Source organism: Streptomyces sp. KL116D (assembly GCF_030766975.1).
GTDB classification, from domain to species: domain Bacteria; phylum Actinomycetota; class Actinomycetes; order Streptomycetales; family Streptomycetaceae; genus Streptomyces; species Streptomyces longispororuber_A.
Map to the genome: position 1 here is coordinate 17427 of NZ_JASERH010000140.1, position 25729 is coordinate 43155.

Annotated in this window: 25 protein-coding genes; 10 read left to right on the plus strand and 15 right to left on the minus strand. The window is 72.0% G+C overall.

The features are described 5' to 3' along the window. Positions 1-3: 3 nt before the first annotated feature. The gene (locus RBJ77_RS53995; RefSeq protein WP_372351746.1) at positions 4-567 is read right to left on the minus strand and encodes a TetR/AcrR family transcriptional regulator; all 564 of its coding nucleotides are present in this window, start codon (positions 565-567) and stop codon (positions 4-6) included. Positions 568-681: 114 nt separating this feature from the next. Between RBJ77_RS53995 and RBJ77_RS54000 the strand changes: the two genes are divergently transcribed. From RBJ77_RS54000 to RBJ77_RS54020, 5 genes are all read left to right on the plus strand, one after another. Continuing rightward, positions 682-1143 carry a nuclear transport factor 2 family protein gene (locus RBJ77_RS54000; protein ID WP_372351747.1) on the plus strand — a complete coding sequence of 154 codons (462 nt, stop codon included), beginning with the start codon at positions 682-684 and terminating at the stop codon, positions 1141-1143. A 115-nt stretch (positions 1144-1258) separates the two neighbouring features. Continuing rightward, positions 1259-2872 (plus strand): cytochrome bc complex cytochrome b subunit, encoded by a 1614-nt coding sequence (locus RBJ77_RS54005; protein WP_372351748.1) that lies wholly within the window; start codon positions 1259-1261, stop codon positions 2870-2872. Positions 2873-2940: 68 nt separating this feature from the next. Then, complete coding sequence (locus RBJ77_RS54010) at positions 2941-3747, plus strand: helix-turn-helix domain-containing protein (protein ID WP_372351749.1); 807 nt, start codon at positions 2941-2943, stop codon at positions 3745-3747. Continuing rightward, the gene (locus tag RBJ77_RS54015) at positions 3744-4016 is read left to right on the plus strand and encodes a DUF397 domain-containing protein (protein ID WP_372351750.1); all 273 of its coding nucleotides are present in this window, start codon (positions 3744-3746) and stop codon (positions 4014-4016) included. Before RBJ77_RS54010 ends, RBJ77_RS54015 begins: the two co-directional genes overlap by 4 nt. Then, positions 4013-4582, plus strand: coding sequence for a shikimate kinase (locus RBJ77_RS54020; RefSeq protein ID WP_372351751.1), 570 nt, complete (start codon positions 4013-4015; stop codon positions 4580-4582). The genes RBJ77_RS54015 and RBJ77_RS54020 overlap by 4 nt, the downstream gene beginning before the upstream one ends. 12 nt (positions 4583-4594) lie before the next feature. Here the strand turns inward: RBJ77_RS54020 and RBJ77_RS54025 are convergent, their stop codons facing one another. Together RBJ77_RS54025 and RBJ77_RS54030 are read right to left on the minus strand one after the other, a co-directional pair. Continuing rightward, positions 4595-5188, minus strand: coding sequence for a hypothetical protein (locus RBJ77_RS54025; protein WP_372351752.1), 594 nt, complete (start codon positions 5186-5188; stop codon positions 4595-4597). A gap of 216 nt (positions 5189-5404) precedes the next feature. Beyond that, positions 5405-6757 carry a hypothetical protein gene (locus RBJ77_RS54030; protein ID WP_372351753.1) on the minus strand — a complete coding sequence of 451 codons (1353 nt, stop codon included), beginning with the start codon at positions 6755-6757 and terminating at the stop codon, positions 5405-5407. A gap of 150 nt (positions 6758-6907) precedes the next feature. Here RBJ77_RS54030 and RBJ77_RS54035 point away from each other — a divergent pair, with 150 nt between their 5' ends. Further along, positions 6908-8809, plus strand: a complete 1902-nt coding sequence (locus RBJ77_RS54035; RefSeq protein WP_372351754.1) for a ricin-type beta-trefoil lectin domain protein — start codon at positions 6908-6910, stop codon at positions 8807-8809. A gap of 91 nt (positions 8810-8900) precedes the next feature. On the opposite strand, the gene cimA is transcribed toward RBJ77_RS54035, so the two are convergent. The 6 genes from cimA to RBJ77_RS54065 form a co-directional block, all read right to left on the minus strand. After that, positions 8901-10529, minus strand: a complete 1629-nt coding sequence (cimA, locus tag RBJ77_RS54040; protein WP_372351755.1) for a citramalate synthase — start codon at positions 10527-10529, stop codon at positions 8901-8903. A gap of 292 nt (positions 10530-10821) precedes the next feature. Then, a complete protein-coding gene (locus RBJ77_RS54045; RefSeq protein WP_372351756.1) occupies positions 10822-12135 on the minus strand; it encodes an MFS transporter in 1314 nt (437 codons plus the stop codon). A gap of 81 nt (positions 12136-12216) precedes the next feature. Further along, positions 12217-13185, minus strand: coding sequence for a DUF2891 domain-containing protein (locus RBJ77_RS54050; protein ID WP_372351757.1), 969 nt, complete (start codon positions 13183-13185; stop codon positions 12217-12219). A gap of 356 nt (positions 13186-13541) precedes the next feature. Beyond that, positions 13542-14198, minus strand: a complete 657-nt coding sequence (gene pcp / locus RBJ77_RS54055; RefSeq protein ID WP_372351758.1) for a pyroglutamyl-peptidase I — start codon at positions 14196-14198, stop codon at positions 13542-13544. Between the two features lie 9 nt (positions 14199-14207). After that, positions 14208-15170, minus strand: a complete 963-nt coding sequence (locus RBJ77_RS54060; RefSeq protein WP_372351759.1) for a DUF979 domain-containing protein — start codon at positions 15168-15170, stop codon at positions 14208-14210. Then, positions 15167-15910, minus strand: coding sequence for a DUF969 domain-containing protein (locus tag RBJ77_RS54065; protein WP_255972913.1), 744 nt, complete (start codon positions 15908-15910; stop codon positions 15167-15169). Before RBJ77_RS54065 ends, RBJ77_RS54060 begins: the two co-directional genes overlap by 4 nt. 180 nt (positions 15911-16090) lie before the next feature. Between RBJ77_RS54065 and RBJ77_RS54070 the strand changes: the two genes are divergently transcribed. Genes RBJ77_RS54070 through RBJ77_RS54080 form a run of 3 tightly spaced genes read left to right on the plus strand, consistent with a single transcriptional unit; the run spans position 16091 to position 18338 of the window. Further along, positions 16091-16843, plus strand: coding sequence for a LamB/YcsF family protein (locus RBJ77_RS54070; protein WP_372351838.1), 753 nt, complete (start codon positions 16091-16093; stop codon positions 16841-16843). Then, positions 16840-17484, plus strand: coding sequence for an allophanate hydrolase subunit 1 (locus RBJ77_RS54075; RefSeq protein WP_372351760.1), 645 nt, complete (start codon positions 16840-16842; stop codon positions 17482-17484). The genes RBJ77_RS54070 and RBJ77_RS54075 overlap by 4 nt, the downstream gene beginning before the upstream one ends. After that, entirely contained in the window at positions 17481-18338 is an 858-nt protein-coding gene (locus RBJ77_RS54080; RefSeq protein WP_372351761.1) for a biotin-dependent carboxyltransferase family protein, read from the plus strand. The genes RBJ77_RS54075 and RBJ77_RS54080 overlap by 4 nt, the downstream gene beginning before the upstream one ends. Here RBJ77_RS54080 and RBJ77_RS54085 read toward each other — a convergent pair. The 6 genes from RBJ77_RS54085 to RBJ77_RS54110 all read right to left on the minus strand — a co-directional run bounded on the left by RBJ77_RS54085 (position 18325) and on the right by RBJ77_RS54110 (position 24854). Beyond that, positions 18325-19590, minus strand: coding sequence for a hypothetical protein (locus RBJ77_RS54085; protein ID WP_372351762.1), 1266 nt, complete (start codon positions 19588-19590; stop codon positions 18325-18327). The two genes, RBJ77_RS54080 and RBJ77_RS54085, sit on opposite strands and share 14 nt — an antisense overlap. Positions 19591-19704: 114 nt before the next feature. After that, positions 19705-20253, minus strand: a complete 549-nt coding sequence (locus RBJ77_RS54090; RefSeq protein ID WP_372351839.1) for a TetR/AcrR family transcriptional regulator — start codon at positions 20251-20253, stop codon at positions 19705-19707. A 49-nt stretch (positions 20254-20302) separates the two neighbouring features. Continuing rightward, positions 20303-21334 (minus strand): agmatine/peptidylarginine deiminase, encoded by a 1032-nt coding sequence (locus RBJ77_RS54095; protein WP_372351763.1) that lies wholly within the window; start codon positions 21332-21334, stop codon positions 20303-20305. Between the two features lie 10 nt (positions 21335-21344). Then, on the minus strand, positions 21345-23057 hold the full coding sequence (locus RBJ77_RS54100) for an urease subunit alpha (protein ID WP_372351764.1): 1713 nt from the start codon (positions 23055-23057) through the stop codon (positions 21345-21347). Then, positions 23054-23749, minus strand: coding sequence for an urease subunit gamma (gene ureA / locus RBJ77_RS54105; protein ID WP_372351765.1), 696 nt, complete (start codon positions 23747-23749; stop codon positions 23054-23056). The genes RBJ77_RS54100 and ureA overlap by 4 nt, the downstream gene beginning before the upstream one ends. Positions 23750-23918: 169 nt before the next feature. Further along, positions 23919-24854: a zinc-binding dehydrogenase gene (locus RBJ77_RS54110; protein ID WP_372351766.1), complete on the minus strand. Its 936-nt coding sequence runs from the start codon at positions 24852-24854 to the stop codon at positions 23919-23921. A 157-nt stretch (positions 24855-25011) separates the two neighbouring features. Between RBJ77_RS54110 and RBJ77_RS54115 the strand changes: the two genes are divergently transcribed. Then, complete coding sequence (locus tag RBJ77_RS54115) at positions 25012-25677, plus strand: TetR family transcriptional regulator (protein ID WP_372351767.1); 666 nt, start codon at positions 25012-25014, stop codon at positions 25675-25677. The last annotated feature ends 52 nt before the right edge of the window (positions 25678-25729 follow it).

A 25729-nucleotide genomic window follows, 5' to 3' on the forward strand; every position in this document is an offset into this window, starting at 1 on the left:
GGATCAGCGCGGGATCAGCGCGGCCACGGCGTCGCGGGCGTGCCGGGCCGGGGCCGGGTCCCCGGTGATGCCGGCGGTCACCATGGCTCCTTCGGCGAGGAGGTAGACCGGTTCGGTCGCCGGGGACCCGGCCGCGCGCACCCATCCGGCGAGCTGGTCGTGGAACTCCCGCTTGTGGGACCGGACTTCGGCGCGGACCGGCTCGGAGGTGGCGCCGAGCTCACCGTGGGCGTTGATCCAGGCGCAGCCCCGGAAGCCGGGCTCGGCGAACCACGCCGCGAGCCAGTCGAAGACGGCGAGGACCCGCTCGCGCGGATCCGCGACCTGCTCCACGTGGGCGGCAAGACTGCCGCGCCAGCGCAGGTCGCGACGGCGCAGCATCGCGACGACCAGGTCCTCCTTGGTGGCGAAGCAGCGGTAGATCCGCTTCAGCGGCAGACCGGACCCGGCCCGCACCGCGTCCATGCCGACCGCCTGGATGCCTCGCTCGTAGAAGAGGCGCTCCGCGGTGTCGAGCAGCGTGTCGCGGTCCGCGCGCGCCTGTTCCGCGGTGATGGGGGCGGGCATCCGACGCTCCTCCTGGGCTTCTTGACGTTGAGAACGGCCGTTCTCTATCTTATGCGGACCAGGTGGAGAACGCGCGTTCTCCACCATCAGGTACCCGCTCACGAGGAGGCCCCCGTGCCGGAAGACCGCCCGCCCCACCCCCCGTTCACGCTGGAGACGGCCCGCAAGAAGGTCCAGGCCGCCGAGGACGCCTGGAACACCCGCGACCCGCACCGCGTGGCGCTCGCCTACACACCGGATTCCCGGTGGCGCAACCGGGACACGTTCCTGACCGGCCGCGAGGAGATCGTCGCGTTCCTGACCGCCAAGTGGGAGCGCGAGCAGGAGTACGCGCTGCGCAAGAGCCTGTGGTCCTTCGACGGGAACCGGATCGCCGTGCGGTTCCAGTACGAGTGGCACGACGCGGACGGGCAGTGGTGGCGCTCGTACGGCAACGAGCTGTGGGAGTTCGACGAGCGCGGGCTCATGCGGCGGCGCGAGGCGAGCATCAACGACGTGGCGATCGACGCGAGCGAGCGCCGGATCCACGGCCCCCGGCCGGCGGCCGAGGCCGGGGCGGACATCCCGCTCGCGTGACCACGCGGCCACGCCTGTGCGCCACGAGCCTGTGACGTGAGCCACAGGCGGGCCGTGGATGTCACAGATCCGGACCCTGCCCCGTCTCGTTCATGAGCACCCGGGGAGGATCGCCATGTCCGAGACCACTCATCCGACAGCCGACCGGCCGGCGGGCCGGGACCGGCCGGCCCGAGGCGAGCGACTGGCCGACTGGACCGACGGCCGGCTCGGGATCTACGGCCTCGGCCGCCAGTACCTGCGCAAGGTCTTTCCCGACCACTGGTCGTTCATGCTGGGCGAGATCTGCCTCTACACCTTCATCGTCCTGATCCTCACCGGCGTCTACCTCACGCTGTTCTTCCATCCGTCGATGAACGAGGTGACGTACAACGGCAGTTACGTGCCGCTGAGCGGTGTGCGGATGTCGGAGGCGTACTCGTCGACGCTCGACATCAGCTTCGACGTGCGCGGCGGACTGCTCATCCGGCAGATCCACCACTGGGCGGCGCTGATCTTCATCGCGGCGATGTTCGTCCACATGATGCGGCACTTCTTCACGGGCTCGTTCCGCAAGCCCCGCGAGCTGAACTGGCTGTTCGGCTGGCTGCTGCTCTTCATCGCCCTGTTCGAGGGCCTGCTGGGGTACTCGCTCCCCGACGACCTGCTCTCCGGCGCGGGCATGCGGCTGATCGAGGGGATGACGCTCGCCGTCCCGGTCGTCGGAACGTACCTCTCCTTCTTCCTGTTCGGCGGCGAGTTCCCCGGCCACGACATCGTGGCGCGCTTCTACTCCCTGCACGTGCTGCTGCTGCCGGGCATCATGGCCGCGCTCGTCGTCACCCACCTGATCCTGGTCTTCTACCACAAGCACACCCAGTTCCCCGGCCCGGGAAAGACCGAACGCAACGTCGTGGGCCAGCCGTTCTTCCCCGTCTACGTCGCCAAGGCGGGCGGCTTCTTCTTCCTGGTGTTCGGCGTCGTGACGCTGATCGCGGCCATCGCGACCGTCAACCCGGTCTGGGTGTACGGGCCCTACCGCCCCGACCAGGTCTCCACCGGCGCCCAGCCCGACTGGTACCTGGGGTTCGCCGAAGGGCTGGTGCGCGTGATGCCCGGCTGGGAGATCGTGCTCGGCGGGCACACCCTCGCCCTCGGCGTCTTCATCCCGTTCCTGGCGTTCCCGCTGTGGCTGGTGCTGATCGGCGTGTATCCGTTCGTGGAGGCGTGGGTCACCGGCGACCGGCGTGAGCACCACCTCCTCGACCGGCCCCGGAACCGGCCGGTGCGCACCGGGCTCGGCGTGGGCTGGCTGACCGGGTTCCTCGTGGCGATGGCGGCCGGCGGCAACGACATCTGGGCCACCCACTTCCACCTCTCCGTCAACGCCATCACATGGTTCGCGCGCATCGCCCTGTTCGCCGGTCCGGTCCTGGCATTCGTCGTGACCAGGCGGATCTGTCTCGGGCTCCAGCGGCGGGACCGGGACAAGGTGCTGCACGGGCGGGAGACGGGCCGGATCAGGCGGCTGCCGCACGGTGAGTACGTGGAGGTCCACGAGCCGCTGGCGCAGGGCGAGTTGTACCGGCTGACGCAGCACGAGCAGCCGGTGCCGGTGGAGGACGCACCCGACCGGGTCCTGGGCCGGGCCCGGGCCGCCCTTTCGCGCTGGATGTTCGGCCCTGGGTCCCAGATCCCCAAGGCCCGCCCCGAGGTCGAGCGCGAGAAGACGCCCACGCCGCACCCGTGAACTCGTACATCTGGTTCTGTACGGGTCCGATCCGGTCGCCGCGGGATCACGGCGGGCACGGTGTGCGTATGAAGAAGCGGGTGACTTCGTGGCATGCGATCGGGGCGCAGATCGCCAACTTCCGTAAGTACGCGGGACTAACGCAGACCGAGCTGGCCGAGCGGCTCAACGTGAGCCCGGACAAGATGGCGTCGATAGAGCAGGGGCGGCGGCCGGTGGGCATGGCGCTGGCCGTGCGGATCGACGAACTCCTCGACACCCGGCGGTCGTTGGAGGTCGCCGTGTCCAAGGTCCCGGCGAAGGAGAAGCATCCGCAGATCCTGGCGGACCTGGTGGAGTACGAGGAGGACGCGGTGACGATCCTGTCGTACCAGACGCAGGTGGTGCCCGGGCTGTTGCAGACTCCTGAATACATGCGGGCCGTCTTCGACTCCAGCTATCCACCGCTCGCCGCCGAGACGACGGAGGACTGGGTCGGTGCACGCATCGACCGGCAGCGGATCTGGGAGCGGAAGCACCCTCCCGCGGCGCACTTCATCATCGAGGAGGCGGTGCTGCACAAGCCGGTCGGCGGCCCGGACGTGATGCGCGGGCAGTACCGCCGCATCCTCGAACTCGGCCGACTGCACTGCATGGGCGTCCAGATCATGCCGACGGAGCAGTGGCCGCACGCCGGACTCGACGGCCCGATGGTCCTGCTGGAAGACCCCGAGCACGACTTCGTGGCCTTCATCGAAGGGCACCGCGTCAGCACCGTCCTGGATGCCCCCGAAGACGTCAGCAACCTGCATCTGAAGTATGGAATGCTGCGGTCACAGGCGCTGTCTCCCGACCGGAGTGCCCGCCTGCTGGACGGACTGCTAGGAGTCTCATGAACACCGCAGCACGACCGCACGATCAACCGACCGTCGGGCTCGCCTGGTTCAAGTCGAGCCACAGCGGCAGCCAGGGCGGCGACTGCCTCGAGATCGCCTACCGCTGGCGGAAGTCCACGTACAGCACCGACCAGGGCGGCGACTGCCTGGAGGTGGCCACGCACCCCACCGCCGTCCACATCCGCGACTCCAAGAACGATCCGGCGACCGGCGCCGTGCTGACCGTCTCGCCCGGCACCTGGGCCGCGTTCCTGCGCACGGCCACGTGAGCGGTCCCTGGATGGTTCTCGTCGGCCCCGCCGGGGCCGGGAAGAGCGTGCTCGGGCGGGCGGTCGCCGCGCGGACGGGGCGGCGGTTCGTCGACCTGGACGCGGTCGCCGACCCGTACTACGCCCAGGTGGGCTGGAGCCTCGACCGGCTCCGGGAGCGCATCGCCGTCGTGGGGCGGCTCGCGGCGGAGGCGGAGTGGGAGCCGGCCCGGGCGCACGCCGTGGCGCGTGCCGTCGCCGAGCACGGGGACGCCGTGCTCGCGCTGGGCGCGGGCCACACCAGCTACACGGACCCGGCGCACCTGGCCACGGCCCGCACCGCGCTGAACGGCTGCCGCGAGGTGGTCCGCGTCCTGCCGTCCGCCGACCGCGACACCGCGCTCGCCGTGCTGCGGGAGCGCTGCGCGGCGGACAAGGGCCGGTCCTGGATCGTCGACGGCCACGACTTCCTGGCCCACTGGCTGGACGACCCGGGCACGGAACTGCTCGCCACGCGGACCGTGTTCACCGAGCGGGAGACCCCCGCCGAGACCGCGGCGCGGCTCGGCGGGGCCGCGCATCGATGACCGGATGCCGCGTCAGTCGTCGTCCATGATGGTCGTGGTCGCCCGCACCGAGTCGTCGTCGACCCGGATGATTTTGGAACAGCTCGCATTGGTCCGGGCGAACAGATAAATGTGACCCGTGTGCATGGTCGTGAAATTGATGTGGTCGCCCGGGTCCAGTGTCCGTTCGTCCCGGCGGAGCCCGTCCGTGCCCAAGTAGTAGACGTGCAGCCGGACGCGGGAATCATTGGTGATCCGCCATTGGATCACCGATCCGCCGAGCGTCGAGGCGATCTCCCCTTCGCTGTCGCAGTCGAAGAAGGAGGTTCCGCTGCTGCGGTAGAGCAGCGGGATCCGGGTCGGCGTGGGACTGGGTTCCTCCGTGGGTTCCTCGGTCGTCGGATCCTCCGTGGGCTCCTCCGTCGTCGGGTCCTCGGTCGGCTCCTCGGTCGTCGGGTCCCCGGTCGGCTCCTCCGTGGTGGGCGGCGCCGACGTGGAGTGCGTCGGTTCCAGGCCGCCCGACACCATTCCGGATCCGTCGGCCGTACCCGCCGTGCCCAATTTGATGGCGATCAGCGCGATGACGACGCTGAGGACCGCGCACGCGCTTCCGACAATGGTCCACACGCCGATCGAGCGGCTGAAGAATCCCGCCCCACCCGATCCGTTGTTCCCGTCCGCACCACCACTCACTACGTCCTCCCCCCGTGGCCGTGGGGGAATTAAAGCAGTGCCGAATTCGCCCGGCCAGGGGCCGAATGGCCATCTTTATGTGCGATCGATGCGGTCGAAACTCTGTTCCGATTCACGGGGTGCGGATATTCGATGCGGAATCCACGGTTTTCAGAAACCGCCGCCGCCGAAGTCACCGCCGCCGCCCCCGCCGAAGTCGCCACCGCCTCCGAAGTCACCGCCGCCCCCGAAGTCACCGAAGTCGGAGGAGTCGAAGTCGGCGCCCGAGTAGTCGCCGCCCTCGTAACCGGCGCCGAAGTCCCCGTATCCGGAGCCGTAGTCCGCCGCGTACGCGGGACTGGCCATCATCGAGCCGAGCACCGTGCCGACCAGCAGCCCCGGCAGGATCCCGCCGCCGAAGTAGCCGCCCGCCCAGGGCCCGTAGGCCGGGCCCGCGTCGTAGTAGGGGCGGCGCTCGCCCGCGCCCGTGTCGACGGTGCGCACCATCGGCTCGCCGCCGTCCCGCAGCCGCGTCGCGTCGGCCGCGCACACCGGGACCCGGCGCGTGGCGCCGCCGGGCGGTGTCCACTCGGCGTCCTCCACCGAGGGGCCGTGCCGCGGGTCGAAGAAGCAGGGCGCGCGGCGTTCCGGCAGCGGGCGGCCCTCGCGGCGCGCGGCCAGCAGCGCGAGGGAGAAGCGGCCGTCCTCCAGGGCCTGCGTGACGCCGCGCACCTCCTCGGGGCGCTGGGCGGCGGCCATGTACTGCTTCGCCTTCTCGTACGCGTCGAGCGCCCGCTCGTAGTCCGCCCGCATCGCGTCGTCCGCGCCCGCCTCCGCGGGGTGGAAGTCGAGCCGGTCCAGCTCCTCGCCGAACGCGGTGATGTCCTCGTCGACGACGACCCGCAGCTTGTCCAGGGCCGCCCGCTGCTCCTCCTCGCGGCGCCGCCGGTTGCGGCGGACCAGGGCGTACGCGCCCGCGCCGCCCACCACGACCACCGCGCCGACGCCGACCAGCGCGCCGACCGGCACCCCGTCGTCACCGCCGCCCGCGTCCCAGGAGGAGGGCGCCGAGCCCTTGGCCGTGCGGACCGCCGTGTCGACGAACTCGTCGAGCTGCTGTCCGACCGGCTCGCCCCGGACGCTCGTCGTCAGGTTGTGAACGGCGTCGGACGACATGACGGAACGATCCGCCCGCGCGTCGAAGGCGTCGCCGAGCCGGATTCCGTAGACGCCGACGACCCCCGTCTTCGTCCTCAGGTCGGTGAACAGGTCCTGCTTCGGGAAGTCCGCGGGCAGCACCGCCACCATCACCGGCTTGTCCGCTTCCTTGATCTTCTTCGCGAGCGCTTCCGCGTCCGCCGAGGTCAGCTCGCCGGACACGGCCGGATCGACGTAGACGGGACTCTTCTCGAGGGCGTCGGCCACGGTGGAGACGTCCGTGGCGGCGACGGCGGTGGGCGTCACGGTGAGTGTCGCGCCGAGGGCGAGGAGCGTGGCGGCGAGGGCCGCGATAGAGGGCCTCATACCTCGACGCTAACGCAGCCGGGGTGTGAATGCCGGGTCGGGGTGTTCGCGGTGTGAAGTCTTGACGCGCGCAAGGAACACCCTTTAACTCACGTCTTGAACTAAGCCATGAGAGTTAACTGTTGGGCTGTTTGTGACCCAGGAGGCATCATGCGCACCCCCACAAGACCCCCCACACCTCGCTCACGGACCCGCCGTCTGGCCCGGCTGCTGCTCGCGGGCGCCCTGACGACCGCGGGCCTCGCCGGAGCCGGCGCCGCCCCCGCGCAGGCCGCCGGCGAGCAGGTCACCGTGTGGCTCACCACCACGGACGACGCCGGCGGCCGGCACGTCACGCGCGGGCTGCAGCAGCAGGCCCCGGTGTCGTTCCAGGCGGGCAGCGGCGGCAGCGGCACCGTCCTGAACGTGGACGAGAACACCCGGTACCAGACGTTCACCGGCGGCGGCGCCTCCTTCACGGACACCGCGGCCTGGCTGATGAACAGCAGCGGCGCCCTCTCCCAGGCCACCCGCGACGCCACCATGAAGAAGCTGTTCTCGCCGACCGACGGCATCGGCCTCTCCTTCGTCCGCAATCCGATGGGCGGCTCGGACCTCGCGCGCTTCGGCTACACGTACGACGACGTGCCCGCCGGCCAGACCGACCCGACGCTCGCCAAGTTCTCCCTCGCCCACGACCAGGCCGACGTGCTGCCGCTGACCAAGCAGGCCAAGCAGCTCAATCCGGCGCTGACGACCGTGGCGTCCCCGTGGACGGCCCCCGCCTGGATGAAGGACAGCGGGCAGCTCAACGGAGGCTGGCTGAAGGCCGAGGACTACGGCGCCTACGCGGACTACTTCGTGAAGTACATCCAGGGGTACCAGGCGGCCGGCGTCCCCATCGACTACGTCACCGCGCAGAACGAGCCGACGTGCTGCTCCGGCTATCCGTCGATGAGCTGGAACGCTTCGGGGCTCGCCTACTTCACCAAGAGCGAGCTGCTGCCGAAGCTCGCGAGCGCCGGGCTGAGGACCAAGGTCCTCGCCCACGACTGGAACTGGGACACCTACGACGCGTACGCGGCGCAGACCGTCGACGACGCGGCCGTCCGCTCGCACCCCAACTTCGGCGGCATCGCCTGGCACGGCTACGGCGGCGACGTCGCCAAGCAGACCGAGATCCACAACAAGTACCCGTCCCTGGACGCCTTCCAGACCGAGCACTCCGGCGGCACCTGGATCGCCAACCAGCAGCGCGAGGACATGACGAACATCATCGACTACACCCGCAACTGGGCGAAGTCGGTGACGAAGTGGTCCCTCGCCGTGGACCAGAACCGCGGTCCCCACAACGGCGGTTGCGGCACCTGCGACGGCCTCATCACCGTGCACAACGGTGACGGCAGCAGCGGCCAGGTCGACTACAACATCGAGTACTACACGATGGGCCACCTGACGAAGTTCGTCCGGCCGGGCGCCTCGCGCATCGCGTCCACGGGTTCCTCCGCCGTGCCGAACGTCGCCTGGCGCAACACCGACGGCTCGAAGGCGCTGATCGCCTACAACGACGCCTCGTCCGCCAAGGACGTGACCGTCAACTGGGGCGGCCAGCACGTCACTTACTCGCTGCCGGGCAAGACGTCGGCGACGTTCACCTGGAGCGGCACACAGGCCGGCGGCACGGACAGGGCCGGCGCCTTCCACGGTCTCGGCGGCAAGTGCCTCGACGTGAAGGACGGCTCCACGGCCAACGGGACGACCGCGCAGATCTGGTCCTGCGTCTCCGGTTCGCAGAACCAGACCTGGACCGTGAAGGCGGACGGCACGGTGCGGGCGCTGGGCAAGTGCCTCGACGTGTCCGGCGGTTCGACGGCCAACGGCGCGAAGGTGCAGCTCTACGACTGCAACGGGACGGGTGCCCAGCAGTGGCGGTACGAGGCGTCGGCCGGAGATCTGGTGAACACCGCGGCCGACAAGTGCCTTGATGTGACCGGGAATTCGAGCGCCGACGGGACGGCGACGCAGATCTGGTCGTGCACGGGGGCCGCGAACCAGAAGTGGACGCTGCAGTAGGCAGGCGCCGGAGGGGCTGGACATCCAGCCCCTCCGGCGATCGAGGAGCGGGGCCCGGGGCGGAGCCCCGGGACCGTGCCCCGGGTGGGCGCTACTCGACCGGTTCGATCCCGGCCCGCAGCAGCCCGTACGTGTAGGCGTCCTCCAGCGCACCCCACGACGCCGCGATGACGTTCTCGGCGACGCCCACCGTCGACCACTCGCCGGAGCCGTCGGTGGTGGAGATCAGCACCCGCGTCGTCGACGACGTACCGTGCTTGCCCTCCAGGATGCGGACCTTGTAGTCGACCAGTTCCAGCTTGGCGAGCTGCGGGTAGATGCGCTCCAGGCCGACGCGCAGGGCGCGGTCGAGGGCGTTGACCGGTCCGTTGCCCTCGGCGGTGGCGACGATGCGCTCGCCCTTGGCCCACAGCTTCACGGTCGCCTCGTTGGCGTGGGTGCCGTCGGGGCGGTCCTCGACGATGGCCCGCCACGACTCGACGCGGAAGTAGCGCCGCGCCCGCCCCTCGGCCTCCTCGCGCAGCAGCAGCTCGAAGGAGGCGTCGGCGGCCTCGTACGTGTAGCCCTTGAGCTCGCGCTCCTTGACGCGCTCGACGACCCGGCCGACCAGCTCGCGGTCGCCGCCCAGGTCGACGCCGAGCTCCTTGCCCTTGAGCTCGATGGAGGCACGGCCCGCCATGTCGGAGACCAGCATGCGGATGCGGTTGCCGACGAGCTCGGGGTCGATGTGCTGGTACAGGTCGGGGTCGACCTTGATCGCGGAGGCGTGCAGGCCCGCCTTGTGCGCGAAGGCGGAGACGCCCACGTACGGCTGGTGCGTGGACGGGGTGAGGTTGACGACCTCGGCGATGGCGTGCGAGATCCGGGTCATCTCGCGCAGCGCGCCCTCGGGGAGGACCTTCTTGCCGTACTTGAGCTCCAGGGCGGCGACGACCGGGAAGAGGTTGGAGTTGCCGACCCGCTCGCCGTACCCGTTGGCCGTGCACTGGACGTGCGTGGCGCCCGCGTCGACGGCGGCCAGGGTGTTCGCGACGGCGCAGCCCGTGTCGTCCTGGGCGTGGATGCCGAGCCGGGCGCCGGTGTCGTCGAGGACGGTGTGGGTGATCGCCTGGACCTGGGCGGGGAGCATGCCGCCGTTGGTGTCGCACAGCACGACCACGGAGGCACCGGCCTCGTGCGCGACCCGGACCACGGACTTCGCGTACTCGGGGTTGGCGCGGTAGCCGTCGAAGAAGTGCTCGCAGTCGACGAAGACGCGGCGGCCCTGGGCGACGAGGTGGGAGACGGTGTCGCGCACCATCTCCAGGTTCTCCTCCAGGGTCGTGCGCAGCGCCAGTTCCACGTGCCGGTCGTGGGACTTGGCGACCAGGGTGATCACCGGGGCGCCGGATTCGAGCAGCGCCCGTACCTGCGGGTCCTCGCTCGCCTTCGCGCCCGCGCGCCGGGTGGCGCCGAAGGCGACGAGCTGTGCGTGCTTGAAGTCGATCTCGTCCTGCGCGCGGGCGAAGAACTCGGTGTCGCGGGGGTTGGCGCCGGGCCAGCCGCCCTCGATGAAGCCCACGCCGAAGTCGTCCAGGTGCCGCGCGATGGTCAGCTTGTCCGCGACGGTGAGGTTGATGCCCTCGCGCTGCGCGCCGTCGCGCAGCGTCGTGTCGAAGACATGGAAGGCGTCGTGGGAATCGTCGAGTTCGCCGGTGCGTTCGCTCGTGCTGCTGCTCATGCTGATCTGGCTCCTGTATGGGATCTCGGTCTACCGGAATGACCGGCTCCACCGTCCATCTATGATCCCTCGCGCGGTCCGCCTGGCTGAGTGTGGGCCAGAAACAGAAAAACCTCTCGCGGGTGCGAGAGGTCTGCGCGCGGGTCGAGGACGACGGTGTCCACCTGTACCGGGTCGTACGAGGTGGTCACTGCGGACCGGCGCGCCTGCTGCCAATAATCATGGCGAACGAGAGCACGCCCGCAGTCTGCCACAGCCCGGGCCGGGCCCGGACTGTGGTCTCACGATGCGGTCAGGCCACCGGCTCCAGCGCGGCGTCGGACGTCTTGACCCGGTTCAGGTCGATGTCACGGGTCTCGCGCATGGTCAGGTAGACGATCAGCGACACGGCGGCGCAGCCGGCCACGTACCAGTAGAAGCCGGCCTCCATGCCGCCGTCCTTGAACCACAGCGCGACGTACTCGGCGGTGCCGCCGAAGAGCGCGTTGGCGATGGCGTACGGCAGGGCGACGCCGAGGGCGCGGATGCCGGTCGGGAAGAGCTCGGCCTTCACGCAGGCGTTGATGGAGGTGTAGCCGGTGACGACGACGAGCGCGAGCAGGGACAGGCCGAGGGCCGGCCAGAAGGACCCCGCGTGCTGGAGCAGCGTCATGATCGGCACCGTCAGGAAGGTCGAGCCGACGGCGAAGGTGATCAGCAGCGGGCGCCGTCCGATCCGGTCGGAGAGCGCGCCGGCCAGCGGCTGGAGGCAGGCGAAGACGATGAGCGCGCAGAAGGAGACGAGCGTCGCCGTCTGCTTGCTCAGGCCCGCGGAGTTGGACAGGTACTTGGTGAGGTACGTCGTGTACGTGTAGTACGCCACGGTGCCGCCCATGGTGAGCGCGATGACGAGGAACGCCTCGCGCTTGTGCGCCCACAGGGCCTTCATGGTGCCCTTGTCGTCGCCGCCCACGGCTGCGTCGGCGTCGGCGGACTCCTCGTAGACCTCGGTCTCCAGCATGTTGCGGCGCAGGTAGAAGATGATCGCCGCGCCGAGGGCGCCGACGATGAACGGGATGCGCCAGCCCCAGCCGTGCAGGGCGTCGTCGGACAGGGTGCGCTGCAGGACGATCAGCAGGCCGAGGCCGACGATCTGGCCCGCCGTCATCGACACGTACTGGAAGCTGGAGGCGAAGCCGCGCCGCTTCGGGTCGGACGCCTCGGTCAGGTAGGTGGCGCTGGCCGCGTACTCGCCGCCGACCGAGAGGCCTTGCAGGAGGCGGGCGACGAGCAGGACGACGGCGCCGCCGTAGCCCGCGACCTCGTAGGTGGGCGCGACCGCGATGAGCACGGCGGACGCCGACATCAGGGTGACCGTGAGGGTCAGCGCCGCCTTGCGGCCCTTGCGGTCACCGACCCGCCCGAGCAGCCAGCCGCCCACCGGTCGCATGAAGAAGCCGACGGCGAAGATGCCGGCGGTGTTCATGAGTTGTGCGGTCGGGTTGCCGTCGGGGAAGAAGGCTCCCGCGAAGTACGTCGCAAAGCTCGCGTACACGAACCAGTCGAACCACTCGACCATGTTCCCGGCCGAGCCGACCAGGATCTTCTTCCATTGCTCTCGTCCCATGACCGGCCACGATGGGGGAACGCTCCGCCCGATGACAAGGGTGTACTGCGCAACGATCACGCGTACTTGCGTTCATTGTGTTCATTGCGTTCCGGAACGCGGGGCGGTGAGCGCCAGTTCGGCGAACGTGGCGAGCCAGTGGTCGGTGGTGAAGTCGCCGCGGTCCACGGCCGGGAGGCCCGCGGCGAGGTGGGCCTCGGCGGCGTCCGTCAGCCGGGTGCGGGCCGGGCCGTCGGGGAGGGCGTCCGCGAGGTGGCGCAGGGCGGCGGCGCGGGACAGGGCGAGACCGAGGAGGTGGCCGATGTGCGGGTCGGCGTGGTCGGAGACGACCGGTACGTCGAGGATCGCGCACGGGGCGCCGGTGTTCAGGGCGGGCAGGAACCGGTCCAGCCACTGCTCGAACTCGGCGGCGTCCAGCACCCGGCGCATCGCGTCCGCCTCGGTGAGGGCGGGCGAGAGGAAGTCCTGGCCGGAGGGTTCCCAGTGGGCGGGGGCGTCGTGGTCGTCGGCGAACCAGTCGCGCAGCCGGTCCCGTACGGCCTCCAGGGTCGCGGCCCGGAGTCCGGCCCGCTCCCCCGTGTCCAGGATCAGGCCGAGGGAGAAGGCGCTGTTGGTGTGGATGCCGTGGCGGACGGGATACGTGGCCTTCGGCAGCCACCGCGTGAGCAGGTCCTCGACGGCGGCGACGGCGGGTTCGAGGGCGCCGGCCCACCGGGTGCCGCGGCACTCGGCCGCCAGCGCGACGGTCCACGCCCATCCGTAGGGGCGCTCGAAGCCCGGGTGGGCGAGCAGGTACGCGGCCTCCGTGGCGAGGTTCTCCCGGGTCAGGTGCCGGTCGAGCACGTCGGCGTGGGCCTCGGGGCGGGTCCGCAGCAGCAGCCAGTGCATGTGCACGGCCGAGTGCCAGTCGTAGGCGCCGTAGAAGGCGGGGTGGAGGTCGCGGGGGCGTGGGCGGTCGTCCGGGGAGACGGTCAGGTGGGCGGTGAAGTTGGGGAACTCGCGGGTGAGGTTGGCTGCTGCCAGCTGAGCGGTGTCCTCCGGGGTGAGCATGGGGGTCCTTCCGGTGGTCGCGGACGTTTCGGTGGTCGTTCTTCGGGCGCGGGTCCGGTGGGGGCTGATCCCTTCGGGCGCGGGTCCGGTGGGGGCTGGTCGCGCAGTTCCCCGCGCCCCTGGAGGTGCGCACTTCGTGCGCTACCTCCATCGGGAAGGCCGCAGGCCTTCCCAGGGGAAAGCGCGGCGAAGCCGCAGGCTTTCAGGGGCGCGGGGAACTGCGCGAGCAGCCACGGCGAGAGCCGCGGCCGCCCACCGGGCCGGCGGAGTTACGGCGCCTTCAGGGGCGCGGGGAACTGCGCGAGCAACCCCCACCGGAGCCGCACCCGCCCACACCCAGGCGGCGCCAACCGTGCCTAGTGGGTGGTGCCCTCGGTCACTCGGAGGTCGGTGCTCGTTGATGCCGCGGTCTGCAACAGCGCCCGCACACCCACCGCCACCACCTCCGGAGGAAGCGCGGGGGCCGTGCCGTCCGGGACCTGGACCGGGGCCCAGGGGACGTGCACGAAACCGCCCCGGACGCCGGGAAGCTCCGTGGCCAGGAGGTGGGCGAGCCCGTACGCGACGTGGTTGCAGACGAACGTGCCGGCCGTGTGGGACAACGCGGCCGGCACCCCGGCGTCCCGCATCGCCGCCACACACGCCTTCACCGGCAGCGACGAGAAGTACGCCGCCGGGCCACCCGCCACCACCGGCTCGTCGATCGGCTGGGCCCCGGCGTTGTCGGGGATCCGCGCGTCGTCCACGTTCAACGCCACCCGTTCCACGGTGACGCCGGGCCGCCCACCCGCCTGGCCGAGGCAGACGACCAGGTCGGGCCGGGCCTCGGCGACCGCACGCCGCAGCGCCGCCACCGACTCCCCGAAGACGCACGGCAGCTGGACGGCCGTCACGCTCACCCCGTCCGGCGGCTCCGCGGCGACGAGGGACGCCGCCTGCCACGACGGGTTCACGGCCTCCCCGCCGAAGGGCTCGAAACCGGTGAGCAGAACGCGGGTGGTCGACCCGGACATGTGAACCTCCTAGAAGGCGAAGAGCGCCATGATCACGGTGCTGCAGCCGAGCAGCGCGAGCGCCGTCGGCGCCTGCGCCTTGATCGGCCCGTACTGGTCCTTCAGCTCCAGGAGCGAGGCCGGGACGATGTTGAAGTTGGCCGCCATGGGCGTGCAGAGCGTGCCGCTGAAGCCGGCCAGCATGCCGATCGCGAGGATCGCCGGCTCGTTGCCGTGCATCTGCTGGATGAGGACCGGCCAGCCGATCGCCGCGGTCATCACGGGGAACGCCGCGAACGCGTTGCCCATGATCACGGTGAACAGGAACATGCCGACGCAGTACGCGATCACGGCCAGGTACTTGGAGTTGTCGGGCAGCACGCCGTTGACGATCTTGCCGACCTGGGTGCCGACGCCGGCGACCGCGAAGATCGAGCCGAGGACGGAGAGGAGCTGGGGCAGCAGCAGCGCCGAGCCCATCGCCTCCAGCATCGAGCGGCCGGAGTGGACCGGGACGGACACCTTGCGCTCGCCCGTCACCAGCATGCCGACGACCAGTGCCGCGATGCAGCCGAGTCCGAGGCCGATGAGCGTGGCCTTGCCGGTCTCGAACAGGCCGGACTCGTCGAGGAAGGAGGCGCAGACGATGGCGACGAGCGGGATCGTCAGGGCCGGGACGAAGAGCTTGTTCCCGAGGCGGGCGGCCGACGCCTCCCGCTGCTCCTCCGTCGTCGTGACGGGCACGCCCTTGCCGATGAAGTTGAACCCGGCGAGCACGATGAGCGCGAGGACGGCGACGCCGAGGGGTTCGGCGGGCAGCGTCCAGGTCGCGCCGGTGGCCACCCCGGTGCCGTACGGGAAGGTGAGGCCGAGCAGTCCCCAGAAGGCCGCGGAGGTCCAGCGCTTGGGGTTGGTGCGGTCCATCGCCATCTGGACCGCCATGACGACGAAGACGAGGCCTATCAGCCAGTAGAGCCATTCGACCTTGATCACTTGGCGGACTCCTCACGGGACTGGCCCGACGGCTGCTGCGGCAGCGGCAGGTCGTTCTCGGCGGCGGCGAGCGCCATCTCGCGCTCCAGCTTCTTGTCGAGCAGGAGCAGCCGGGCGCCGTGGATGACGAAGGCGCAGACCGCCAACGGCACGGCCCACAGGGCGAGTTGGGTGGGTTCGAGCTCCTGGTGGTAGGTGGAGTTCACGAAGCCGGTGATGAGCAGGATCGAGCCGATCGCGATGAAGCAGTCCTCGCCGAAGAAGAGGCCGACGGTGTCGGCGGACGCGGAGTAGGAGCGGACCTTCTCGCGCAGCTTCTCGGGGAGCTTCGCGCCCGCGGTGCGTTCGGCGGCGGCCTCGGCCATGGGGGCGACGAGCGGGCGCACGGTCTGCGCGGGGCCGCCGAGGTTGTTGAGCCCGAAGGCCGCGGTGACCTGGCGGACCAGGAGGTAGACGGTGAGGAAGCGGCCGGCGCTCAGCCTGCCGAGCTTCCCGATCAGGGTGCGGGCCTGTTCGCGCAGGCCGTAGCGCTCCAGTAGCCCGATCACCGGGAGCACGATGGCGAACACGGTGACGGAGCGGCTGTCGGCGAACGCCTTGCCGAAGGCGGCGAGGATCTCCTGCGGGTTCATCTTGCCGAGGAGTCCGGTGGCGATACCGGCGACACCGACCACGAGGACGGGGTTGCGGCGCGTGACGAATCCGAGGATCACCACGAGCACGCCGAGAAGAACGATCATGCGGCGGCCTTCTTCAGGGCACGAGGGGACACGGAACCGGACACGCCGCTTCCGTGGGGGATGCACGGACCCTAGGTGATCGTTGAACGATCGAACAAGAGCCGGGGGGCGGCCGATGCCGCAATGAGACTCTTGTCGAATCGTTCAACAATCCCTTACGTTGAAGACGTGATCCAGGAAGTGCTCGACCTCAACGCGGACCTCGGCGAAGGCTTCGGCCGCTGGACCCTCACCGACGACGAGGCCCTGCTCTCCGTCGTGACCAGTGCCAACGTCGCCTGCGGCTTCCACGCCGGCGACCCGTCCGTGATGCGCCGGGTCTGCGACCTGGCCGCCGAGCGCGGGGTGCGCATCGGGGCGCAGGTCTCGTACCGGGACCTCGCCGGGTTCGGGCGCCGCGCCATGGACGTGCCCGCGGACGAGCTGGCGGCCGAAGTCGCCTACCAGATCGGCGCGTTGCGGGTGTTCGCCGAGGCGGCAGGCGCCACGGTGGCGTACGTCAAACCGCACGGCGCGCTCTACAACCGGACCGTGCGCGACGAGACGCAGGCCCGTGCCGTGATCGCGGGCGTGACGCTCGCGGGCGGCGCGCTGCCGGTGCTCGGCCTGCCCGGTTCGCGGCTCCTCGACGCCGCTCAGGAGGCGGGTCTGCGGCCCGTGCGGGAGGCGTTCGCCGACCGCGCGTACACCCCCGAAGGCACGCTGGTGCCGCGCCGCGAACCGGGTGCCGTGGTCGAGGACGCCGACGCGGTGGTGCGCCGCTCCGTCGGGTTCGCGGTGGACGGCGGGGTCACGGCCTCCGACGGCTCGCACGTCGCGGTCGCGGCCCGTTCGCTGTGCGTGCACGGCGACACCCCGGGCGCAGCCCGGATCGCGGCCCGGGTGCGGGTGGCCCTGGAGGACGCCGGCGTGCGGGTGGGTGCGTTCGCGTGAGCGCGGGCCTCACCGTGCGGCCCGCCGGGCGCCATGCGCTCCTGGTCGAGCTGCCCGACGCGCGGCGCACCGGCGCCTTCCACGCGGAGCTGCTGCGCCGCCGGGCCGCGGGCACGCTGCCGCCGGTGGCCGAGATCGTGCCCGGCGCCCGCACCGTCCTGCTCGACGGCGTCCAGGACCCGGCCGCGCTGGCGCGCCGGCTCGCGGACCTGGACGTCCCGTCGGCGCCGCCCGCGGACGGCGACGTCGTGGAGATCCCCGTGGTGTACGACGGCCCCGACCTGGCCGGAGTCGCCGAGCTGTGGGGCGTCGCCGAGGACGAGGTGGCCGCGCGGCACGCCGCGTACACGTACCGCGTCGCCTTCTGCGGTTTCGCCCCCGGCTTCGGATATCTGACCGGCCTGCCGGAGGAGCTGCACGTGCCCCGGCACGCGACCCCGCGCACCCGTGTCCCGGCGGGCGCGGTGGCCCTGGCCGGCCCGTACTCGGCGGTCTATCCGCGGGCGACGCCGGGCGGCTGGCGGATCATCGGCACGATGCCGGACCCGACGCCGCTGTGGGATCCGTCGCGGGAGCGGGCGGCGCTGCTGTCCCCCGGGACGCAGGTCCGGTTCCGGCCCACGGAGGCGGACGGCCGATGACGGCGAAACTGACCGTGGTCCGCCCCGGCGCCCTCACCACGGTGCAGGACGCGGGCCGAACGGGCCACGCCCACCTGGGAGTTCCCCGCTCCGGCGCGCTCGACGCGCCGGCGATGCGGCTGGCCAACCGGCTCCTCGGCAACCCCGACGACGCCGCCGTCCTGGAGACCACCCTCACCGGCTGCGCCCTGCGCGCCGACCGCCCGGTGACCGTCCTGGTCGGCGGCGCCCCGTGCCCGGTCACGGTGGGCGGCCGGCCGGCGGCGTGGGGCAGCCCGGTGCACGTCCCGGCCGGCGCCACGCTCGACGCGGGCCCGGCCACGAGCGGCGTCCGTTCCTACTTGGCGGTCGCCGGCGGCCTCGCCGTCGACCCGGTGCTCGGCAGCCGGTCCGCCGACCTGCTGTCGGGCCTCGGCCCGGCGCCGCTGGCCGCCGGGACCGTGCTCCCGGTCGGCCGCGCCCGCCCGCTCCCCGCGCTCCCGGTGGCGGCGCCGTGGCCGGCTCCCCCGGCCGAGCTCGTCCTGCCGGTGCTGCTCGGCCCCCGCGCTGACTGGTTCACGCCGGCGGCCGTGCGCACCTTCCTGACCGCCACGTTCACCGTCTCGGCGCACAGCAACCGGATCGGCCTGCGCACCGAAGGGCCGTCCCTGGAGCGGGAGTCGGCGGGCGAGCTGCCCAGCGAGGGCATGGTGCTCGGCGCGGTCCAGGTGCCGCCGGACGGCCGCCCGGTGGTCTTCCTGCACGACCACCCGACGACCGGCGGCTACCCGGTGATCGCCGTCGTCCCGGAACCCGCCCTGGCCGCGGCTGCGCAGGCGGTGCCCGGTACCCCGGTGCGGTTCACCGTCGGCTGAGGCGGCGGACGAACACGTCCGCCGTCCCGTTCGTGTCGCCCGGGACGAGGTTCGTGGCGTCCGAGCCGAACACCACGGCCGAACCGTCCCGGCTGAGCGCGGCGCTCGGCAGGGCCTGGTTGTCGCTCTCGGCACCGCCCTGGCCTGCGCTCACCCGGACGTTCACCCCGGTCCTCAGGTCCCGGAGGAACAGCGGGCCGCGGGCCGTGTCCCCCGCGACGAGGTCCGTCGCGGCCGAGGTGAAGGCCACGAACCGGCCGTCGGCGCTGATGCGCGCTCCGCCCCAACTGCCTTCCGACTGGCCGCCGTTCGCGTTCAGCGACACGCGTCGGGTGTCCCCGGTGCGCAGGTCGCGCACGAACGCGTCGTACGTGCCGTTCGTGTCGTCCGGCACCAGGGCCGGGTCGCTGGAGGTGAACGCGGCGTACCGGCCGTCCCCGCTGAACGTGGGCACGGTGGTCTGGGTGTACGGCTGTCCCGCGTTGTTCACGGCGAAGACCCCGGTCGTCGCCGCGCGCCGGTCGTGGACGTAGATCCGGCTCTCGAATCCCGGTTTGACCTGCCCCGCGGAGAATCCGATCCGGCTGCCGTCGGCACTGATCGTGGCGCTGCCCAGGGTCCAGTAGCCGGACGTGAACACCGTCGGGCTGACGAGGCGCGTCGTGCCCTTCTCGCGGTCCCGCAGATAGATGCCGTACGAGGTCCTGTCGCTCGTGTCGCCGTTCTCGCCGAGCGGCGAGTCGAAGACCACGTACCGCCCGTCGGCGCTCATCACGGCGGCGGTGCCGAAGCCCCCGCTCACCGGCGTGTCGTCGTCGGAGAGGCTGATCACCTCGGTGCGGCCGGTCCTGCGGTCGTGGAGGAAGTAGCCCGAGTAGTAGTCGTGGCCCTCGGCGCTCCCGGTGTGGCCCCGGTAGGAGACGTACCGTCCGTTGCCGCTGATCGAGGGGGCGTAGCCGCCGTCACCGATCCGCTGGACCGTGCCGCGCCGGGTGTCGCGCAGGAAGACGTCGGTGTCCCCGTCCGTGTCGCCCGGCACCAGGTTCCGCGCCTCGGACGAGAAGACGACGTACCGCCCGTCGCCGCTGATCGAGGCGCCGCCCGACGGCCCGTCGCCCTGCGTACCGTCCGCGGCGACGCTGACCCGCTCGGTCGCGCCGCCCCGGTCCTGCGCCCCGAACACCGGGCCGGAAGCCCCCATGACCACGGCGACCCCGGCCGCCACGACGGCGGCACACATCCTTCTGTTCATCGCATCCCCCGTAAGACGCACGTCCCCCGGCCCTGCGCCGAGGGCTCACGGCGATACAACCGCACCGGGGAGAAACGGGCAATCCCTCGGATGACGTACAACCTGGACGCCCCGTCAGGCGTCCCGTACCACAAGCCCCTCCTCGACGAACTCCCTGACGTGGGCCAGGACTTGGCCCCGGTCGGTCCCCCGGAGCCCGATCGCCACGTGGATCGAGAACCCGTCGAGCAGCGCCCGCAGCCGGGCCGCGAACCGGTCCGGGTCGACGGCCGCGAACTCGCCGCGCGAGGTGCCCTCGGCGAGCAGCGCCACGAGGTCGCGGTGCCAGGCGCGCTCGATGGCGGCCTGCCGCTCGCGTGCCCGGTCGTCGGCGCCGCGCGAGCGGTTCCACACCTCCAGCCAGAGCGTCCAGTGCGGGTCGCGGTGGCCGTCGGGCACGTACAGGTCGACGTACGCGTCGAGGCGCTTCCGTGCGGTGCCCGTACCCGCGAGCAGCTGCCGCCGCTCGTCGCCGAGCCGCCCCTCGCTCCACTCCAGCGTGCGCAGCAGCAGCTCGTCCTTGGAGCCGAAGTGGTACGCGAGGTGCCCGCTGCTCATGCCGACCTCGCGGCCGAGCGCGGCCATGGTGAGCCCGTCGAGTCCGCTCTCGGCGATCATCTCCATGGCCCGGGCGAGGACGGTGTCCAGGGGCGGGGCGGGTCGGCGGCTCACCTCACGCCCCGGCCACGGGCTGCTGCTGGGTGATGCAGTGGATGCCGCCGCCGGCCGCGAAGATCGTGCGGGCGTCGACGAGGGTGACGGTGCGGGACGGGAAGAGCCGGCGGAAGACCGCCGCGGCCCGCTCGTCGTTCGGGTCGTCGAAGCCGCACAGGACGACGCCGTCGTTGCAGAGGTAGTGGTTGATGTACGAGTAGTCGACCCAGGAGCCGTCGTCGGGGTCCGTGAGGACGGTGGGGGCCGGCACCTCGACGATCTCCAGGGGGCGGCCCTGGGCGTCGGTCTGCCCGGACAGCACGCCGATGATCTCGCGGCTGACCTCGAAGTCGGGGTGGGCGGGGTCCTCCTGGGAGTGGACGAGGACGACGCCGGGCGCGGCGAACGCGGCGACGATGTCGACGTGCCCGCGCGTGCCGAACTCGCCGTAGTCGCCGGTGAGTCCGCGCGGCAGCCAGATCGCCCTGGACGTGCCGATCCGGGCGTGGACCTCGGCCTCGACGTGCTCCTTGGACCAGCCCTGGTTGCGGTCCGGGTCGAGCTGGACCGTCTCGGTCAGCAGGACGGTGCCCTCGCCGTCGACGTGGATGCCGCCGCCCTCGTTCACCAGGGGCGAGGCGTGCACGGGCACGCCGGAGAGGTCGGCGACGTGCCGGGCGATCTTGGAGTCGTGCTCCCAGCGCGCCCAGTCCTGGGCACCCCAGCCGTTGAACGTCCAGTCGACGGCGGCCAGTTGCCCGGTGCCGGCCTCCTTCACGAAGGTCGGTCCGATGTCGCGCATCCACGCGTCGTCCAGGTCGCGCTCGACCAGCTCGACGGCGGGGTCGAGCAGTTCGCGGGCCGAGTCGAGCTGTCCGGTGCCGACGACCATCGTGACCGGCTCGAAGCCGCGCACGGTGTTCGCGACCGAGGCCCAGGCGGCGCGCGCGCCGGCCAGCTCCTGGCCGTCGGTGAAGGTCGGGTTGGGGCCCGGCCAGGCCATCCAGGTGCGCTCGTGCGGTGCCCACTCGGGCGGCATGAAGTACGTCATCGGGGAGACCTCACAGGAAGTACAGGCGGTTGAGGGAGACGGAGTCGGCCGGCTCGGAGCGGAGCGGTTCGCCGTCGAGGGTGACGAGTCCGGTGCGCTGGTCGACGTCGACCGCTCCCGTGCGGGAGTTGAGGCGCAGGTCGGCCGGTCCGATGCCGCGGGTGCCGCGCACGGCGACGCGGCGCCTGCGGGTCGGCATCCCGTCGTGGCCCTGGTCGACGGCGGCCTGGGCGACGAAGGCGACGGACAGTTCGGCGGGGGTCGCGCCGTGGGCACCGAACTGCGGTCCCAGGACGAGGGGTTCGCAGGTGTCGGTGGCCGCGTTCGGGTCACCGACGACGCCGTAGGCGGGGAAGCCGGACTTCAGCACGAGCTGCGGCTTCGCACCGAAGAACTCGGGGCGCCACAGCACGATGTCGGCCATCTTGCCGACTTCCAGCGAGCCGATCTCGTGCGCGAGGCCGTGGGCGATGGCCGGGTTGACGGTCAGCTTGGCCATGTAGCGCAGGACGCGCTCGTTGTCGTGGCCGACGCCCGGGTCGCCGAGCTCGGCCTTCATCTTCCCGGCCATCGCGAAGGTGCGCCGCACGGTCTCGCCCGCGCGGCCCATGCCCTGGGCGTCGGACGAGGTGATGCCGATGGCGCCCAGGTCGTGCAGCACGTCCTCGGCGCCCATCGTCCCGGCGCGGATCCGGTCGCGGGCCATGGCGGCGTCGCCGGGCAGGTCGGGCTTGAGGTCGTGGACGGAGACGATCATGCCGTAGTGCTCGGCGACGGCGTCCCGGCCGAAGGGGAGGGTGGGGTTGGTGGAGGACCCGATGACGTTCGGGACGCCCGCCATCTTGAGGACGTTGGGTACGTGTCCGCCGCCGCAGCCCTCGATGTGGAAGGCGTGGATCGTGCGGCCTTCGAGCACCTTGAGGGTGTCCTCGACCGACAGGCACTCGTTCAACCCGTCGCTGTGCAGGGCGACTTGGACGTCATGCTCCTCCGCGACCCGCAGCGCCGTGTCCAGGGCGCGGGTGTGCGCGCCCATGTCCTCGTGCACCTTGAAGCCGCAGGCACCGCCCTCGGCGAGGGCCTCGACGAGCGGCGCTCCGTGCGAGGAAGAGCCCCGGCCGAGGAAGCCGATGTTCACGGGCCAGGCGTCGAACGCGGAGAAGGCGTGCTTCAGCGCCCACGGCGAGTTGACCCCGACGCCCCACACCGGGCCGAACTCCTGCCCGATGATCGTCGTCACGCCGGAGGCGAGCGAGGCCTCCATGATGCGCGGGGAGAGGAGGTGGACGTGCGTGTCGACGGCTCCGGCGGTGGCGATCAGACCCTCGCCGGAGACGATGGAGGTGCCCGTGCCGACGACGACGTCCACTCCGTCGAGGGTGTCCGGGTTCCCGGCCCGTCCGATCGCGTGGATGCGGCCCTCGCGGATGCCGATGGAGACCTTGCGGATGCCGAGCGCGGCGTCGATCACGACGACGTTGCTGATGACGACGTCGCAGGTGTCCCGGACGGCGGCGGCCTTCAGGTGCAGTCCGTCACGGGCCGTCTTGCCGAACCCGGCGAGGAACTCGTCCCCGTACGCCTGGGAGTCCGACTCGATCTTGATCGTGAGGCCGGAGTCGCCGAGGCGGACGCGGTCGCCGGCCCGCGGGCCGTGGGTCGCCGCGTACTCGTGCGGGGTCAGCCGGCGGGCTTCGGCGGGGTGGCCTCCGGGGCGGCTCATCGCCCGTCCTCCTTCTGGTCGACTCCGAGGTAGCCGCAGGCGGCGGCGCGGCGCAGGGCCTCCTCGCGGGCGCCCGGGGCGTCGAGGGGTCCGTCGACGAGCCCGGCGAATCCGATGGCGATGCGTGCGCCGCCGATCGGCAGGAGCCCGACCTCGGCGCTCTCCCCCGGCCCGAACCGCACCGAGGACCCGGCGGGCACCGCGAGCCGCATGCCGTACGCGGCGCCGCGGGCGAAGTCGAGCCGCGGGTTGGCCTCGAAGAAGTGGAAGTGCGAGGTGACGGAGACGGGGACGGTCGCGGTGTTGGTGACGGTCAGCGTCAACTCCGGTGCGGGGTCCGTGTGTTCCGGCCCGGGCAGCAGTGCGCCCGGCGCCCGCTCCCCCTGGGTCGCGCCGATCGGGTCGCTGACGACCGCGAGCCGTGAGCCGTCGTCGAAGACCGCCTCGACGTGCACCTCGGTGACGACGTCGGCGACGCCCGGCAGCACGTCGTCGGGCCCGAGCACGGACCGGGCCGCCTCGACGGCCTCGGCGAGCCGCCGCCCGTCGCGGGCCGCCTCGCAGACGGTGTCCGCGATCAGCGCGGTCGCCTCCGGCACGTTGAGCCGCAGGCCGCGGGCCTTGCGGGCCCGGGCCAGCTCGGCCGCGCCGAACAGCAGCAGGCGGTCGCGCTCGGTGGGGGTCAGTCGCACGCCGTCACACCTCCTCAGGTTTAGAACGCCACTCTAAACCCATCCTTCGGAGGCCGAAAGCAGCACCGCCCCACCTGCGGATTCGTGTTATTGAGCATCGCTCTAATGCGTGACGGGGCGTGTCGGGGCATGTCGGGGGGCGCGGCGCGCCGGAGTGCGCCGGGGCCCGCTAGTCGGTGCCGATGTCCAGGACCGCCTTGCCCTGCAGCCGCCGGTTCAGCAGCAGCTCGACGGCGTCGGCCGCCTTCCCCCAGGGGCCGCGCCAGGAGATCCCGGCGTCGAGCTCGCCACGGGCGACCATGGCGGCGAGCCGCTCCAGATCCCGGGCGACCCCGCCGCACTCCAGAAGGTGGAAGGTCACGATCGACCGGTCGTGCCGCCCCGCGTCCCCGTAGAGCGCGCCGTACGGGAAGCTCTCGCCGTCGCCGCCCGAGTGCCCGACGGCAACGAGCGTGCCGCCGCCCGCCAATCGGCCGTACGCGGCGACGAGCTGGCGCCCGCCGATCACGTCGACGACACCGTCGAGCAGGCCCTCGACCTCGGCAGGGTCCGCCACCACTTCGTGCGCCCCGAGGTCGCGCAGGGCCGCGCCGTGCCGGCCGGGGTCGCCGGTGCTCGCCACGACGCGGGCACCGCCGAGCCGGGCGAGCTGGACCGCGTACCGGCCGACGCCGCCCGTGGCGCCGGTGATCAGGACACGGCGGCCGAGCAGCGGGCCGATCCGGTCCAGGGCACGCGCCGCACTGGCCCCGGCGACCGGAACGGTGGCGACGGCGCCCTGGTCGGCACCTTCGGGCACGACGCCGAGCCAGTCGGTGTCCACGGCGCGGAGCTCTGCCCAGCCGCCCGCCTCGCCGAGCGTGACCACGGGGGTGCCGGCGGCGGGCCCCGATCCGTCGGCGGCGGGGCGCTCCACGACGCCCGCCGCGTCCCAGCCGAGTACGGCGCCGGGCCCGGCGAACTCGGGGCCGAACCGGACCTCGCCGTAGTTGAGGGAGGTCGCGGTGACCCGGACCAGGGCCTGGTGGGCGGTGGGCTCGGGCTCCGGGGCGGTGCCGAGACGAAGCTTTCCGGGGGCGTCGGGGTCGACGAGGAGGGCACGCACGAGCAGCACCTTTCGACAGGCTTCAGCAGGCTTCAGCAGACAGCGACGGGCAGCGCGACGGCCGACCGCACGACGGGTGCCGACCGCACGACCGAGATTCTGCCACTGAGTGGCATTCGCTCTCAAGGGGCACTGGCCACCCGGATACACTCCCGCCATGGCCGAGACCGCACCGCCGTCCGCATCCGCACCCGCCCCCTCACTGCGCGAGCGGAAGAAGCAGCGCACCCGCCAGGCGCTGATCGACGCGGCCCTCGACCTGTTCACGGAGCGGGGCTTCGGCGCCGTCACCCTCGACGAGCTCTGCGACAGCGTCGAGGTCTCCAAGCGCACCTTCTTCCGGACGTTCAGCAGCAAGGAGGACGTCGCGATGGCCCCCACGCAGGATCTCTGGGCGGCCTTCCTCGACGAGCTCGACCGCACGGAGGACGGCCCGGCCCGGCCGCTCGTCCAGCTCCTGCACGACGCGCTGCTGCGGGCGATCCGCCGGATGCCCGACGACGGCTGGGCCGACCGCGCCCTGGCCAGCCGCCGCCTCGCCGCGCGGACCCCGTCGATGGACGCGCACGGCCTCCAGTTCTGCGACCGCACCAGCCGCGCCGCCGTGGAGATCGCCCGACGCCGGTTCGACCTGGCCGACCCGGCGGACGAGCTGCGGCCCCGGCTCGCCGTCGACCTGCTCGTCGCCGCCTTCCACCGGGCCCTGGAGCGGTGGACCGAGAGCGGCTCGCACCCCACGGCGGCCGGTCTCGCCGCGACGGTCGAGGTCGCGTTCGCGGCCGTGCCGGAGAGCCTCGCCCTGACGGCGACGCCGCACGCCTGACCGCCTCGCTTCACGAAGTCCACACAAGAGGGCCGGGTACAGATCCGAAAGG